The following is a 15,031-nucleotide window of genomic DNA, read 5'->3' on the forward strand; positions in this document are numbered from 1 at the left end:
ATGTTTTTCATCGTTAAAAGAGGCCGGACGGGCCCATCTGGGTGGATAACAGGGATTTAACGATGTTTTTCATCATTAAAGTAAGCTTGTGGAGACGAGATGTTGCTTTTAACGATGAAAAACATCGTTAAAGCAACACTCCTTCTCAAATCTTCATTCACAGCGCTTCCGACCCCTAGGAAGTCTTGGGAGAATGGTCTGTTCAGCACTTAGCAGCTGTGGACGGAATAGCGGTATCGTCCGCATTTAAAGATGTGTACCCACCTCACTTGTAACGCACCCTAGTCACTAAATACGCTCCTCAAAGTGCCTTTCGAATCTAAACATCAAAAATAAGAAATAAAAATGAAGTAAGTTTCTCTTTTTTAGAAAAATTAACTTCTTTATGATATAGAAGGAAGGCCGATATTGAGAAAAATTGTAAATAATTCATACAAGCTGGGGGTTATCGAATGGTCGAACGTATCGTATTAATATCGTTACTTACCCTGATAATCCATTCTGCTGAAACGCTCTCCTATGCGGTGAGAATGGCAGGAATTCGGACGGGGAAGCTAGCTATTGCACTTTCTTTAACAGGTATGATTGTTCTTGTTTCGAGAACGTCAAATATTGCTCAGGGAACAATGACCGGCAAAATCGTTGATTTTGCCAAGAGCCATTTGGAATTTAACCTGGCTGGTAACTTTCGGATTATTTTAGCCGCAGCTTCCCTTGGTACGCTACTAGCAATAGCATTATTCCCTACGTTTGTGGGCTTATCTGGACGTATGGTATCGCATCTGGAGAAGGCGGGATCAATCCCGAAAATGATAAAACACGCACTCCGAGTCAGTGTTATTCAAAATATTTTCTACCATATTCGAATGCCGAAATGGGAAATGCTTCAACGCCTTCATGCAGGTGGGGTCCCAAAACGCTTGATGCTTATGAACTGCTTTGTCACAGCTATTTATACCGTGGGCGTATTGGCAGCTTTATATGCAACATTTTTGCCTGGGCCATACAGCATTGGAGCTTCTCAATCCTCGGGATTAATAAACGGAGTGGCCACTATACTATTGACCATACTGATTGATCCGCAGGTTGCATTATTGACAGATAAAGCTTTGAGAAAAGAAGCGAAATTATCATCCATTAATAAAGTTTTTGGTGCTCTCATGTTCTCTAGATTTTGCGGGACGTTATTAGCACAAGTCATATTTATACCTGCAGCTTATTGGATAAAAGCAATTGTCCCTTACTTATAAATCCTATAATCAGATCACTATATGATTTAGTTGATTTCTCTTTATATTCCCTCGTAAATACAAGTGGTGATCGTGTTCTACCTTAAATACAGCATTGTTCAAAATAAATCGTTGGGGTAAAATAGGTTTGCAGAGGACGAATTCGGCGATTTCGCTGCATGATCCGAAGGGGAATTTGTTGGAAAGATGGGGCAGCATTAGAGCGGATATGGAGCATCTGATTTTTTTAGATAGTGAACAGCCTTTTCAAAGAAAAATTGGACGATAGTGGAGGCATCTTAATGAGTCAACGATATAGAATTACAAGAGCATTTCAGGAAAACGGCAATTCGGTGCAAACGATATCTTTGGAAGAGTGCAAACGGTATTTTACTTCCAAACCTGATTTTTCCTATACATCTGTGTTTACTGTAGCAGGTTCTACCAGCATGTCCATTGAGGGAGATTTTTTCATGTGGAGCTACGGCGATATAAAGATCCCATTTCGGCATTATCAGGGGGATATTTACGTATCTGGCACTAATGAAGCTGTGATCCCTAAGATGATTGAGGTTGCAGGTGAATTGATGGCGGATGTAGTGGAAGGGTGATTTCATATTGAAGAAAGAGGTGAATATCAGAAACGCTGCCGCGCGGCTGTCCTTTTCTCTATTTTCCGAAAGGATGAATAATCTTTTTGATAAATTTCAAATGATGGAAAGGAGGGAAGTTAGTGATGCTGCCGATATATGTGGTTGATGCTTTTACGGATAAAACTTTCAAGGGAAATCCTGCAGCTGTTTGTTTAACGCCTGGCCCGCTAGATGATGATCAAATGCAAAGTATTGCCGCAGAAATGAACTTATCTGAAACGGCCTTTTTGTTTCCCTATCAAGATGGATATTCACTAAGATGGTTCACGCCAAACACTGAGGTTGATTTGTGTGGTCATGCTACTTTGGCAAGTGCTCATATTTTATGGGAAAAGGAAATGTTGACTGTAGACCAACAGGCTAACTTTTACACAAAGAGTGGTCTTTTGACTGCCATAAAAAGCGGGTCTTGGATCCAACTGAATTTCCCCATGGAACCAGAGATTGCTTGCAGCTGCCCATCGGAACTCATCGAAGCTTTACAAATAACACCGATTTACGTAGGGCGAAATAGACTAGATTATTTAATTGAAATAGAATCCGAAGATGTTCTCAAAAATCTAAAGCCAAACTTCTCCTTGTTGGAAAAAGTTCAAACGAGAGGGATCATTGTAACGAGCAAATCGGTTGAATTTGACTTTATTTCAAGGTGTTTTTTCCCAGCGCTAGGGGTTAATGAAGACCCGGTTACAGGTTCAGCCCACTGTTGCCTTGCACCTTATTGGAGCAATAAGTTAAAGAAAAATGAATTATACGCTTATCAGGCCTCAGCACGTGGGGGTATACTTAAAATTACTATAAAAAACGATAGAATTATGATGGCAGGACAAGCTGTTACCGTTATTAAAAGTGAATTGTTAATATCAAAGTAAGTGAAGTGATATACAGTAAATGATAGTTGCGAGAGATTATGAGATTCTTGCTTTGCTTTAACTATAGATTAAGGGATGTGTGCTGATTGACTAATAAATTAATGATCTCTGCAAGATTGTTATTACTGATAACTCTTTTATTTATCGGGACTGGAATTGTCAAAACAGAAGCTTCAACAGTTACGGACAACAATATTCAAGTTTCTTTAGACGCGAATTCAATTGCATTTAGCTACCCGCCTTTTATTGAAAACTCGACAACACTTGTTCAATTCAGACCTATTTTCGAAAAGATGGGACTAGAAATCTCATGGGATAATCACACTCGCACGATCATAGGACGTAAGCAAGGTATACAAATCGAACTACAGATTGATAATCCGGTAGCCAAAGTAAATGGTAATTCTGTCACGCTGCCAGTGGCGCCTAAGTTGAAAGAGGGACATACATTTGTTCCAGTGCGCTTTATCTCGGAATCCGTTCAGGCAAAGGTTGAATGGGATGAAAGAGACCGTACGGTAGCGATCCACAGTAAGAAAGAATATACGAGCAGCGACGCCAAATTTCATTTTACCGTTTATGGTCTATGGAGAAATATGGCGGGGCTAGAAAAAAATAAATCAGAAGTAGATGAGAGGGTTCAGGATTTCGCGACCGTCGAGGATGTTGAGAATCTTCAGTTAGCTATACGTTACTTCAATTTCACGATGTTATTTATATCGGCCGAGCCCCAAACTGACGAGACGGAAGACATAACATTAATTGATTATTTGGATCGTGCTAAACAGAAGGCTGCTATTTCTAATGATTCCATTATTGAAGAAAAACAAATGAAACTGTTTGGATTTGACGCTATGCAATTGACCTATGTGAATGATACTGACTGGGATAAGCGAATAGATACCCTCATCGTATTTAAGTCTGATCTCCAGTTTTATAGTATTAGGTATTCCTCCTACCAGGTTACATATAAGAGTTCAATTCTATATTTCAAAGAGTTACTAGAAAGTATGGAATTTCAAGAATAGTAAGTAATTAAGCCCAATCGGTTAAATGGATAAAAAATGCCTCAATGAATCCGCTCCTATTTGTTTTTGAGGTAAGAAAAATATAGCCTTCATATTAACGCCTTAACGCCTTGTCTGCTGACTTGGCGTCTATTGTTGTATTTGACGTTCATGCATCTTTCTATATGCCTTGGGTGTAAGTCCTTTGGTGTTATGGAATACGCGCAGGAAGGTGCGGACGGAATCGAAACCAGTCTCTGCTGAGATATCTACAATCGGCATATTGGTAGAAAGTAGCAGGTTAACTGCAGATTCAATGCGCAGCTGATGCAGGTAGGTAAGAAAGCTTTGGCCTGTGTAATGCTTAAATATCCGACTAATATAGGGAGCGCTTACACCGAAGTGATCTGCGAGACTTTCCCTGGACAGTCTACTGGTGTAGTGCACATGCAGATATTGAATAATGGGCCAGAAGGGCTGCTGCAAATCAGGGATGACGACGAGGTTATCCATCGTCTTATGGGTACTGACAGCACGTACAAATACCAATAGAGCTTCTGTTAATAAGGAACGGATCATGCCGCTCCGGCCTGGAAGCGGGACAGGGCGGGTGCTTTCTACTAACAATTTATGGAACGTTTCTTTCAACCCTTGGCTTTCCGCAGCTGTGAATTCAGCATATGAGGGGAATTGAGTGCCGATTTCATACAACAAGGCACACCAGTCCGAATCGTAGGAGGAGCCCAGCAGCATATGGAAGTCGAACATGCAGCAATACTTGCGAACGGTTTGACCTGTATGACTATGAATTTCATGAATGTGATGCGGAAGCAGGAAGGAGGCTACCCCAGGGCGAAGCGTGTGTTTTTTTCCATTGATGCTCTCTATGCCGCTCCCTTCAATGACGAATGAAAACTCAACAAAATCGTGGTGATGCAAAGGGGTTTGATCTGTAATATCATGGACGCCAATGTAAAAGGGCAGAGATCCTTTCTGGGTATCCAGATTGATCGTTACATCTATATGCTCGGGAATAATGGTCATTTGTTGCTCCTCCCATTGCAATATCGGCTCATGTTCCCTAATTCCTGAGGCTTATTTGGCCAAGGTTCTATAGTGTCAGTAAAATGCTCGCTTTTGACACCTGTTGCAACTGCTTTCATTCTATCATATAAGTGATGACGAAGAGAAGATGATTCCGAAAGGAGGCTACAGGGTTTTTGAGGGGTCAGGGAGGATTGAGCAGAGCAGGATTGGCAGCGTCATTTGGTGGACCATCATTTTTATATACCCATATTATTGGAGGTGCAGTATGATTATAGTTCCTAAAAAACTCAGCAGAACGATTATTCTTCTGTTGGCGTTTTGTCTTGTTTTTACTTCATTTGGCACATCAGTGGCACCAGCTTTCGGTGCAAGTTCAGACTCTAGTCGTGATGTTTCTGTTTCTTCACCTGCATTTTCCGATTTAAGTGGACATTGGGCAGAGAAGCAGGTGGAGAAATGGGTCGAAGACAGGCAGATTGAAGGCTATGAAGACGGCACATTCAGACCTGATAACAAGGTAAGCCGGGGAGAAATATTTGCTCTGATCAACCGGTCCTTTGAATTTACAGCCGCCGCCGATATCCGTTTTTCAGATCTTGACAGCTCATACTGGGCCTATGGTGATGCAGCCAAAGCAGTTCAGGCCGGTTATGTGCAGGGCTATGCCGATGGTACAATCGGAGCGAAGCGGTCGATCAGCCGGCAGGAAATAGCTGTCATGATTGCCCGGCTGCTTGATCTGAGCCAGCAAAGTACTGAAAAGATTGAAAGCGGTTTTACAGATGCAGGGCAAATTGCTCCATGGGCAGCTGAAGCTGTTGCAGCGGCTGCCGCAGTCAAGGTGATGGAAGGCTATCCAGACAAAAGCTTCCAGCCTAGCGCTTCCATTACACGGGCAGAGGCAGTCGTGACGTTGGAGCGGGCGCTTAAGCTGAAGGCCCAGGAGACACTGGTCTACAGTAAAGCAGGTACATACGGGCCTGTAAGCGGTGTTCAAACGATACAAGGAAATGTCGTTGTTGAAGTGCCGGGCGTAACTCTGCAAAATATGGAGATCAAGGGCAGCTTGCTGCTTGCAAAAGGAATTGGAGAAGGAGATGTCACGCTTCAGCAGGTGACTGTGAAAGGCACAACTACGATTAACGGAGGTGGCAGTAACAGTATTCATGTGGCAAACAGCTTCCTGGCTTCCGTTATCGTAGATAGGGCTGAAGGGACTGTACGGATCGTCTTAGAAAATAACGGAAAAATTGCGGCGATCAGAGTTAAGTCTTCTGTAATTCTGGAGCAAGCCCAATCAGATACCGGTATCGGATTTGAACTCGTTCAAATTATGGAAACCCTGAAGAAGGGGGTGACGGTTGTCCTGAAGGGGCACTTCAATCAAGTGGAAGTGACGGACCCGGATGTGACCATCGAGCTTCTGAGTGGAAAGATAGAGAAATTGAAGATAGGTGAGCAGGCACAAGGGAGCAGCTTGAAGGTGGCGACAGAAGCGACAATTGTTGACATTATCCTGGATACGATTGTAAAGGTGCTGGGCCAGGGAGTGATCCAGACTGCAACGGTGAATGAGAAGGCGAAGGGCAGTGAGTTTGAAAAGCGGCCTCAGCAGCTCAAAGGGGCAGGTGTGTCCAATTCAGTTACTTCAGGATCCGCAGGAAACGGTGGGAATAATGGAACACCAACGCCAACGCCAACCCAAACACCGGGACCGACGCAAACACCAGAGCCGACAGAAACACCGGGACCAACCACAACGCCGGAGCCAACTCCGATTGTTATCGTCTCGGTTATTGCTTCTAACGGGAAAGTAGATGTAGCCTTGGATGGAGTCCAGGCTGCCGAACCCGTGTTAAGTGATTTTATCGTAGAACAAATCATCAATGGAGGAAGCCCTGTTATCGTGTCACCTGTCAAGCTAAAATGGGACGAAGCAGTTAAAGAAGCCTCCCTTACCATTCCACCTGTTGCTGCAAGCGGGGTAGCGCAGTCAGTCCTCTATCGGGTTAGCTATCTAGGAACAGCTGCAGTGGATTCCGCAGCCTTTGTGATTCCGGCAGGAACTCAGATTGTTGCGAACGGTCAAGCCCAAGCGGTCGTTGTTATTCCTTCTGATTTGCCGTTGGCCGTTGACCAGATCCCGGGGTGGTTTTCCCATAATACGTTTCTAAAAGGGAACGTACGGGTGACCGATATCAGGCATAATAGCGGCAGCAACAGCCTGCATATCAACGATGACAATGAATTTAACTATACGGTGGAAAGCAACCTGATGGAGGTTACTCCAGGAGTCAGTTACACGGCAAGTGCTTACTATTATCTGGAATCAGGTGAATTGAACCCGGCTTTAATCATCTATTTTTACGATGCCAATAAAACCTTGCTGACATATCCCGCTGTTGTGGGCATAACGGCTGAACAATGGGAGAAGCTGACTGTTACGGGAAGTGCCCCCCAAAATGCCAAATATGCATCGGTTGTAATGCAGTCTGATTCTATCGGAAGAAGAAGTGTATACTTTGACGATATCGAGTTTAAAGAAACGAGCGGGAATGTCTTAACTGTAGAGAATCCCGGATTTGAGCAGGATTCTAGCATCGCAGCTGAAACATTAGTCAAGTATATAAATAAATCTACTGGAGTCGAGCTGCCCGTTGTGACCGAAGAACAATTGCTGGAGGAGGAATGGCAGAATACAGATCATGTTCGTATTTATGTTGGCGGAGGTGTTCCTTCGGAAGAGACCTCACTTCATCAATTATTGGGGAGCCTGAATAGCGAGGGCTTTGTTATTCAAACAACGGATGATGTGATTAGAATTTCGGGTTCTACCAGCTGGGGAACAGAGTTTGGAGTGTATGAATTTTTGGAGCGTTATTTGGGGATTCGTTGGCTGATGCCGGGAGAAGATGGCGAGCATGTGCCTACCCGTAATGCTATCGTTCTGCCGCGCGAAACGGTCAGTGATGAGCCAACCTCACAATCCCGTCATATTTTCTGGATGGAAACGCCAGCAGAGAATCCGGAGTGGCTGCGCTTGAACCGGATGCACGACAATATTCAGTTCCATCATAATCTGGAGCACCTATTCGATCCTGTTGTATTTGCCGATCATCCGGAATATTATCCCGGTAATGTGGTACCCGAGCCTGGAAGCTTTGAATGGAATCCATGTTTAAACTCGGATACGGCAGCGGCAGCGGTTGAAAGAATTGTAGAGTATTTCGAAAAGAACCCGGGGGCTACCTCGTTTTCTCTGGGAGTGACGGATAGCAGGGCACACTGTGAATCGGACCCGTCACATCCAAATTATCCCGGAGCAGATCACCTAAATTCAGTAGGCTTGCTGAATATGTCGGATTTATATTATCCTTGGGTGAATGAGATTGTAGAAGGTGTACTGAATTATCATAACGGTACAGCACAGGAAGGGAAGCTTGCTGATAAATACTTCGGTATGCTGGCCTATGCCCAAGTGTATGATCCGCCGAAGAACGAGGATGGATCTCCTTATAAGCTGCATCCTAACGTAGTCCCCTATATCACGGACGACCGGTTAACGTGGCTGGATTCGGATATAGATGCCGAGGCGCAAATACTGATGGATAAATGGCTGCAATCGGCGACCCATATCGGGTTCTACGAGTATTTATTCGGTTCACCTTATAATTTACCACGAATGTACTTGCAGAAGATGGCGGACAATTATAAATATGCTGAGGAGAACCGCGTAATCGGGCATGTAGCGGAATGGCTACCGAACTTTGGTGAAGGGCCTAAGCTGTGGCTGGCAGCCAAAATGCAGTGGAATGCCGACCAGGATGTCGATGCCTTGACCGAGGAATGGTATGAGACTGCTGTCGGGCCGGATGCAGCTCCTTACCTGCAGCAATATTACGAACACTGGGAGGAATTCTGGACTACGCGCATATTTGAATCAGACTGGTATTTACAATGGAAATACACAAAGCCTAGATCCAATTATTTGAATATTTATACGCATGAGTATTTAACGATGATTACGAAGGAAGAGCTGCAAGCTGCTCGTGAGTTGATGGAGCAAGTGGTTAATGAGGCGCAGACGAAAGGAACCGCAGAGCAGCAGAAACGCGCGGCTTATCTGATGGGGACCTTCGAATTCTATGAGGCATCAGCACTGAGCTTCCCGCGTGAGGATGAAGTGGAGCCACCGGTGAATGAAACCGAAGCCTTGGCCATGCTCGCAGATTTCAAATTAAGCCTGCAGAAGGCCGCAGAGCGTAAGCAGTATATTGAAGCGAATCAAATGAGATATATGCAGATGTGGGATGGTGTACAGCAGGTTCTGATGAATGCTTTGCTAAGCTATGTAGAGGCTCATGAAGACGAGAACGGTATCATTCGCGGGGAAATCAATCAGATTCTGGCTGAGCATCCGGGAATGATCAAGCATCCGGCTTATGCCGTCAAAACGACTGCAAGTAAAGATATCATTTTGCAATCATTGGATTTTGAACAAGGTCCTTGGGTAAACGCTAAACCGTTTAACGATTTTCTGATTACACCATCCAAGGAGCAGCCAACAGCGGAAACAAAGGTGCGCCTGCTGTGGGATGATGCGTATATATATGTAGGATATGAAAACTTTGATCCTAACATTAGCGGGATGATTACGAATGATGCTATCAATTCTGCTATTAATTGGTGGAATGGGGCAACTCCGGACTCGGTGGAAACCTTCCTTGGAGATACGAAAGTGATGTATAAAGGATTTTTCAGCAATTTTAATGATAAGAAAATAGGCTTTACCATGGGTGTCAACCCGCCGACAGGCAGACAGGCGGCACCGGATATGCCTTGGGAAGTCCGGTCCCAGGTATACAGCGACCGATGGAATACGATACAGGCGATACCATTCAGCAGTATCGGGATCGATCCGGATCAGGTTTCTTCGCTGATGGGATTCTTTTTGCGGAATTATCATGGCGGACCTCCGTATTTTAGCTGGTATGGCGGTAATACATGGGCAACCGGAGATTTTAATATGATTTATTTGGAAGACCAGCCAAGTGGAGAAGATGTATTTGCAGTTGCAGTGAATGGCAAGCTGACCGTTAAATTGCCTGCCGGGTCTACAGAGCCCTCATCAGGGGACTTCAGCATCGAGCGGGTTGTTAACGGGGGGACAGCAGAAGCGGTAACGGCGGCGGTCCAGGCATGGAGCTCCGAAACCGGGATTGCTGAGCTAATAGTTCCAATCCTGGCTGCAGCTACGACCGATCAATCGGTAGTATACCGGATTAGCTATAAGGGCGGGTCAGTAGTTCAAGCCCCTGCCTTCGTGATCGCGGCTGAACAAGAGAGCCTTGTTATTGTGGAAGAGGGGCAAGCCCGGGCGATTGTAGTCGTGCCGACGCCAACTGATGATAAGATTGCGGGCTGGAAGCTTACACATCCTATTAATGAGATGGTAGCAGGCAAGATGAAGGTTGTCTCATCCAGGAAAGCCAGCGGAAGTTACAGCGTTCATATTAATGATGAAAATATTTGGCCCAAGCAGGTGCAGGGTTTGCAGACGAATTTTATACCCGTAACTGCAGGAGAAACTTATACGGCCAGTGCAAAGACTTACAGTGAATCCGGATCCTTGCCGTTAATTCTAATTATTTATTATGATAGTCAGTATAATACGATTACGGCAGCTTATAAAGAAGGCGGAATTCAAGGTGAATGGGCCGATATTTCATTAAGCCTGTTTGCTCCGGCCAATACCGCATACGCTTCGATCCAGCTTTTCTCGGATTCAGACGGAATTCGCAATATGTACTTTGACGATATTCAATTCAAGGATTCGAGCGGTCAGGATCTGATTCTGGAAAACCCGGGATTTGAACAGATTTCGAGCAGCGCTGCAGATACATTGGTTGATTATATCAAGCAGTCGTCCAATGCTGAATTGGAGATTATAACCGAAGAAAGGCTGCAGCAGGAAGCAGCGCTTTATCAAGACTTGATCCGGATTGAAGTAGGAGGCAGCGCCCCTACAGGAGATACTGGGCTTGATCTGAAGCTGGGTCAACTGGTGAATGATGAATACGTGATTTGGGTGAAGGGCAGGACGATCAAAATTATGGGATTGACGGATGCAGGTATAGAAGCCGGGGTAAGGGCATTCTTGGAACGCTATCTGGGCGTTGTCTGGGAAACTCCGGAAACACCTGAGGTTATCCCTGCTCATCCGACCATAACGATTCAGCCGGACTAATGTTGGAATTGAAGCTACAAAAGAAGAAAGCCTGCGGCTAACTCCGCAGGTTTTTCTTTTACAATGAGCACCGATAGTTAAATAAATCCGTTTACGAATAGCTGATGCATGCGATATGATGATAGTGGTTAATATTACCAGATGATATTGGCATCCACGTGTGTGGTGCTCAAGGAGGAGAATTGAATGCCAATTCAGCAATTGGGGAGTGTGTTCTTACCCGTCAGTAATTTAGAACAATCCATAGTATTTTATACAGAAATTCTTGGACTTGTTTGTCGGGGGATCGAGGACTGGGGCGATGGCAGCAGGGGGGCGACCTTGTTTTGCGATCCTCATCCCGATCATGCGGCACTGTTAACCTTGGCGGAGATGAAGGGATCAATCCCAGTTTACGAACGCCCTGTATTCAATTTCAAGTGCATCAGTGTTCCGGAAATGCATGCCGATTTAAAGCTGAGAGGGTGCCGCGTTACTGAGCTTGAGTCGTGGGATTCTCCCTGGAATCATCATGTGCTGTTCGATGTATTTGATCCGGATGGGCATATGATTAACATGATCGATATGGTACCGATTAAAGATGTACAAGCTACATAGAGTATTAAATGCCAAAAAGGGCTGCCTCATGGCGGCCCATTAAAGTGCTATTGGCAGTAGTTTAGTGGATAATCTTCATCTATGTTATTAGGCTAACTCTACGAATCTTTCTAGACATCATGTGGAATGAGGAAAAGAATGAGTACATTTATTAGATCCTTAATGAAGGTCCTGATAGGACTTATACCTACACTTTTTATGTTCTATATTTTAATTGAGCTGTTTCCATACACAGGATTAGGGAGAATTGTTGCTTTACCATCTATTTTTATTTTAAACACCATCATTATAGTTTTGGGAGTCTACATCACTCACAGATTAAATAGAAAGCGCCTTAGCTACACGTTGGCGTGGTTTACAATTTTGCTCTTAACCGTGCTGAATACCATTGTGCTTTATCCCCAAGAGTTTAGCCCAAGCGTTTCTAAGCAAGTATGGTATAGTATTTCAGCTATTAAAAATTTTGATGATTCGCCAATAAAAGATATGAAATTACCAATTTCTCATACCAATGAGGGTGCAAACGAAAAATATATTGTAGCGTTGTATAAATACAGACTACAAATTCCCTTGGATGGTTCTTATTTTATTTATAGAGAGTATAAAAGTGATATGAGTAGCAATGATACTGCAATAAAAACTATAGAGGACATTCCAACAAAACTAAAGGGTCATCATAAACTGATCTGGTGGTTTCTTGAAACAACTAGGAGATGATGAGCTGTTAATCTCTAAAACAGAATAGTTGATTAAAATTAAATTGTATCTTGAGTTCCTTTCAGAAAAATCCTACTATTGGAGACACAATTGGATCCTTCACCCATGAGGGGTCCTATCAGTAACTACCTAAAGAAGAATAATTATTCGGAGGTGTAAAATTGGCTTTATTTCCTGCAGCATACTCACTATTGTCGACAGCGGCGATATTATCTCATATAAAAAATAATTATGTGATCCATAAACCAGTTAGTTTCCAGTACTTCCTTAGAGGAATGAACGATACTTATGTTTTAGTAACTGAGCAAGCCAAATATATCTTTAGAGTCTATCGTGCTGATAGGAGAAATCATTCAGAAGTTGCTTTTGAATTAGATTTATTGAATGATCTCCATGCGAAAGGTGTAAACGTTTCAATACCAATTTTAAAAAAAGATGGAACTTTTATAAATGAATTTTTCGTGCCCGAAGGTGTAAAGTATGGGGTTATGTTTAGTTTTGCTGAAGGCAATGAAAAGCCTATACATTCCGTAGAAGATAGTTTTTTATTTGGAAAAGGGGTTGCGCAAATTCACAAAGCTGCTGACAGCTTTAAAAGTGAACACGTAAGAGCTGATCTTGATTTTGAGCATCTGATTGAAGGGCCGCTTAGTACAATTAAATTACATATGGCACATCGTCAAGAGGATTATGATTTTCTTTATGGACTTGCTATGCGATTAAAACAGAAGATTATGGACCATCTGGGAAAAGGTTTGGATTGGGGAATATGTCATGGGGATTTACATGGCAATACAAATGCAGCCTTTACGGATGATGGGCAGCTGACGCATTATGATTTCGATATTTGTGGGTATGGATGGCGAGCCTATGATATTGCTGAGTTTAGGTTGGCTAGAGAAATCCATAGTAGAGACAATAAAGATGAAGTTGAAAGGCTTTGGGCAGCTTTTCTGGATGGATACAGGGACATTAGACATTTTAGTGAAAATGATGTTGACGCCGTGCCTATATTCGTTGCGCTCAGACAGCTCTGGCTCTTTGGTTTGTGCTTAAGTGAAGCAGAGTTTTCAGGAATTGCTGATTATGATGCTGGATTTATAGATAGTAAGGTGGCTTATTTCAGAAATTTAGGTGACATATTTAAAGATTGCTAAATAAATGTTAAAGAGGCGATGCAAATGTCTTGTTTTATCTGTGATAAACATGCTGGCATTACTAATCACCAACCACCTGGGGGGTATATTTATGAAGATGAGCACTGGATGGTCTGCCATTTTCCTGCGGAACAATCGGTTGTGGGACAATTAGTGATAGAATCTAAGCGGCATTTTCTTGATTTTGCTGATATGACTGATGAAGAGGCGGCATCGTATGGTTTCTTGGTTAAAAAACTGTATGCCTTTATCAAACAGATAACGGGTGCGGAACGTGTTTATTCATTGGTGACGATCGATGGTGTCCCGCACTTCCATGCACACTTCATTCCTCGTACGAGTGATAGCTTAACCAAAGGTATTAATTACATTTCACAGGAAAAGTCATGTGACGAAAAAGACGCAATAGAAATAGCTCAGAAGCTGCATGCTATGTTCAATTAGATCCTTGCTTCTCATGATTAAGCAGCCAGTTTTTACGAGTTAAGCCTCCTCCATAGCCGCCCAACCCGCCATTTGTGTTGATGACACGATGACATGGGATAACGATAGCAAGCTGGTTTGCACCATTAGCCTGAGCCACAGCACGGAAGGCATTTGGGTTTCCAACCGTAAGGGCTATATCAGAATATGAACGTGTTTCCCCTGATGGTATTTTTATTAATTGCTCCCAGACACTCTTTTGAAAAGGAGATCCGAATAACATTAAGGGAGTTTTGAATTCGCTTAGTTTACCATCAAAATATTGTGCCAGTTCGCTTTCAATAGATCGAATCGGATTGGTGATACCAGGTATAATCGCTGATTTCGTTTTTTGCCGAAGTCGTTCAATTTCGCGCTCTAGACCTCGGCGGTCAACAAATTCCAAAAGATAGAGTGCTTCCTCATTGGCGATTGCTATCATAGGGCCAAGCGGAGTATCCAGCCATGATGCTTTTAAGAGATTACTATCGTCTAATAAAGTAGGTGCCGCTCCCATAATACGAGAAAATGCGTCCCTGAAACCACTGCTGGAATCATAGCCGGTTGAAAGTTGAGCATCAATTACAGTCTGACCAGCTCTTATGCTTTTCAAGGCGAGTCCCATGCGGCGTGCACGTGCGTATTTAACAAATGTCATTCCGAATCGTTTTTTGAACTGACGGCGTGCCGTTGATGCATCAATGGATAGATTCTCGAAATCTTGATCTTTCCATCGTTTCTCTGGATTTTCCTCAACGGCTTCTACAAGCAAACGAACAAGCTCTGAGACCTGATTAGGGTGGGACAGCGGACGACAGCGTTGACAAGGCCGAAAGGAAGCTAGAAGTGCCTGCTCGGCGGTCTCGTAAAATTCGCAGTTTTCAAACTTTGGTTTCCTGGCCGGACATGTTGGGCGGCAGAATACACCTGTTGTCTTAACGCCTACATAAAAAACACCCTCGTATTCCGTCCTTTTTTCTAATAAAGCCCTATAATATTCTTCTTTACGATCGGCTAGTATCATTCTTATCTCCTTAAACTTT

12 protein-coding genes are annotated in these 15,031 nt (G+C 43.5%); 10 read left to right on the forward strand and 2 right to left on the reverse strand.

Features of this window, described 5'->3' with window-relative positions; genetic code table 11:
• The first annotated feature begins 452 nt into the window (after positions 1 to 452).
• From J2Z66_RS22410 to J2Z66_RS22430, 5 genes are all read left to right on the forward strand, one after another.
• Complete coding sequence (locus J2Z66_RS22410; protein ID WP_209974554.1) at positions 453 to 1,250, forward strand: lipid II flippase Amj family protein; 798 nt, start codon at positions 453 to 455, stop codon at positions 1,248 to 1,250.
• 127 nt (positions 1,251 to 1,377) lie between these two features.
• Entirely contained in the window at positions 1,378 to 1,518 is a 141-nt protein-coding gene (locus J2Z66_RS22415) for a hypothetical protein (RefSeq protein WP_209974556.1), read from the forward strand.
• 13 nt (positions 1,519 to 1,531) lie between these two features.
• Entirely contained in the window at positions 1,532 to 1,840 is a 309-nt protein-coding gene (locus J2Z66_RS22420) for a hypothetical protein (RefSeq protein WP_209974558.1), read from the forward strand.
• 125 nt (positions 1,841 to 1,965) lie between these two features.
• Positions 1,966 to 2,754 (forward strand): PhzF family protein, encoded by a 789-nt coding sequence (locus tag J2Z66_RS22425; protein WP_209974647.1) that lies wholly within the window; start codon positions 1,966 to 1,968, stop codon positions 2,752 to 2,754.
• Positions 2,755 to 2,840: 86 nt separating this feature from the next.
• Positions 2,841 to 3,782 carry a copper amine oxidase N-terminal domain-containing protein gene (locus tag J2Z66_RS22430; RefSeq protein ID WP_209974560.1) on the forward strand — a complete coding sequence of 314 codons (942 nt, stop codon included), beginning with the start codon at positions 2,841 to 2,843 and terminating at the stop codon, positions 3,780 to 3,782.
• A gap of 129 nt (positions 3,783 to 3,911) precedes the next feature.
• Here J2Z66_RS22430 and J2Z66_RS22435 read toward each other — a convergent pair whose 3' ends face one another.
• A complete protein-coding gene (locus J2Z66_RS22435; protein ID WP_209974561.1) occupies positions 3,912 to 4,805 on the reverse strand; it encodes an AraC family transcriptional regulator in 894 nt (297 codons plus the stop codon).
• A gap of 268 nt (positions 4,806 to 5,073) precedes the next feature.
• On the opposite strand from J2Z66_RS22435, the gene J2Z66_RS22440 reads away from it, so the two are divergent.
• From J2Z66_RS22440 to J2Z66_RS22460, 5 genes are all read left to right on the forward strand, one after another.
• The gene (locus J2Z66_RS22440; RefSeq protein WP_209974562.1) at positions 5,074 to 11,055 is read left to right on the forward strand and encodes a DUF4838 domain-containing protein; all 5,982 of its coding nucleotides are present in this window, start codon (positions 5,074 to 5,076) and stop codon (positions 11,053 to 11,055) included.
• A 186-nt stretch (positions 11,056 to 11,241) separates the two neighbouring features.
• Positions 11,242 to 11,652, forward strand: coding sequence for a VOC family protein (locus tag J2Z66_RS22445; protein WP_209974563.1), 411 nt, complete (start codon positions 11,242 to 11,244; stop codon positions 11,650 to 11,652).
• 138 nt (positions 11,653 to 11,790) lie between these two features.
• The gene (locus J2Z66_RS22450) at positions 11,791 to 12,369 is read left to right on the forward strand and encodes a hypothetical protein (RefSeq protein WP_209974564.1); all 579 of its coding nucleotides are present in this window, start codon (positions 11,791 to 11,793) and stop codon (positions 12,367 to 12,369) included.
• Positions 12,370 to 12,530: 161 nt separating this feature from the next.
• Positions 12,531 to 13,526 carry a phosphotransferase gene (locus J2Z66_RS22455; protein WP_209974565.1) on the forward strand — a complete coding sequence of 332 codons (996 nt, stop codon included), beginning with the start codon at positions 12,531 to 12,533 and terminating at the stop codon, positions 13,524 to 13,526.
• A gap of 24 nt (positions 13,527 to 13,550) precedes the next feature.
• A complete protein-coding gene (locus J2Z66_RS22460; protein WP_209974566.1) occupies positions 13,551 to 13,970 on the forward strand; it encodes an HIT family protein in 420 nt (139 codons plus the stop codon).
• Here the strand turns inward: J2Z66_RS22460 and J2Z66_RS22465 are convergent.
• Positions 13,963 to 15,012: a bifunctional transcriptional activator/DNA repair enzyme AdaA gene (locus tag J2Z66_RS22465; protein WP_209974567.1), complete on the reverse strand. Its 1,050-nt coding sequence runs from the start codon at positions 15,010 to 15,012 to the stop codon at positions 13,963 to 13,965. The two genes, J2Z66_RS22460 and J2Z66_RS22465, sit on opposite strands and share 8 nt — an antisense overlap.
• Positions 15,013 to 15,031: the final 19 nt, after the last annotated feature.

Origin of the sequence: Paenibacillus eucommiae (genome assembly GCF_017874215.1) — a bacterium.
GTDB classification, from domain to species: Bacteria; Bacillota; Bacilli; order Paenibacillales; family NBRC-103111; genus Paenibacillus_AI; species Paenibacillus_AI eucommiae.

Coding starts and splice junctions, on each gene's coding strand:
- J2Z66_RS22445 (WP_209974563.1), top strand. CDS start 11,242: ATGCCAATTCAGCAATTGGGGAGTGTGTTCTTACCCGTCAGTAATTTA.
- J2Z66_RS22465 (WP_209974567.1), bottom strand. CDS start 15,012: ATGATACTAGCCGATCGTAAAGAAGAATATTATAGGGCTTTATTAGAA.
- J2Z66_RS22435 (WP_209974561.1), bottom strand. CDS start 4,805: ATGACCATTATTCCCGAGCATATAGATGTAACGATCAATCTGGATACC.
- J2Z66_RS22460 (WP_209974566.1), top strand. CDS start 13,551: ATGTCTTGTTTTATCTGTGATAAACATGCTGGCATTACTAATCACCAA.
- J2Z66_RS22440 (WP_209974562.1), top strand. CDS start 5,074: ATGATTATAGTTCCTAAAAAACTCAGCAGAACGATTATTCTTCTGTTG.
- J2Z66_RS22420 (WP_209974558.1), top strand. CDS start 1,532: ATGAGTCAACGATATAGAATTACAAGAGCATTTCAGGAAAACGGCAAT.
- J2Z66_RS22410 (WP_209974554.1), top strand. CDS start 453: ATGGTCGAACGTATCGTATTAATATCGTTACTTACCCTGATAATCCAT.
- J2Z66_RS22425 (WP_209974647.1), top strand. CDS start 1,966: ATGCTGCCGATATATGTGGTTGATGCTTTTACGGATAAAACTTTCAAG.
- J2Z66_RS22450 (WP_209974564.1), top strand. CDS start 11,791: ATGAGTACATTTATTAGATCCTTAATGAAGGTCCTGATAGGACTTATA.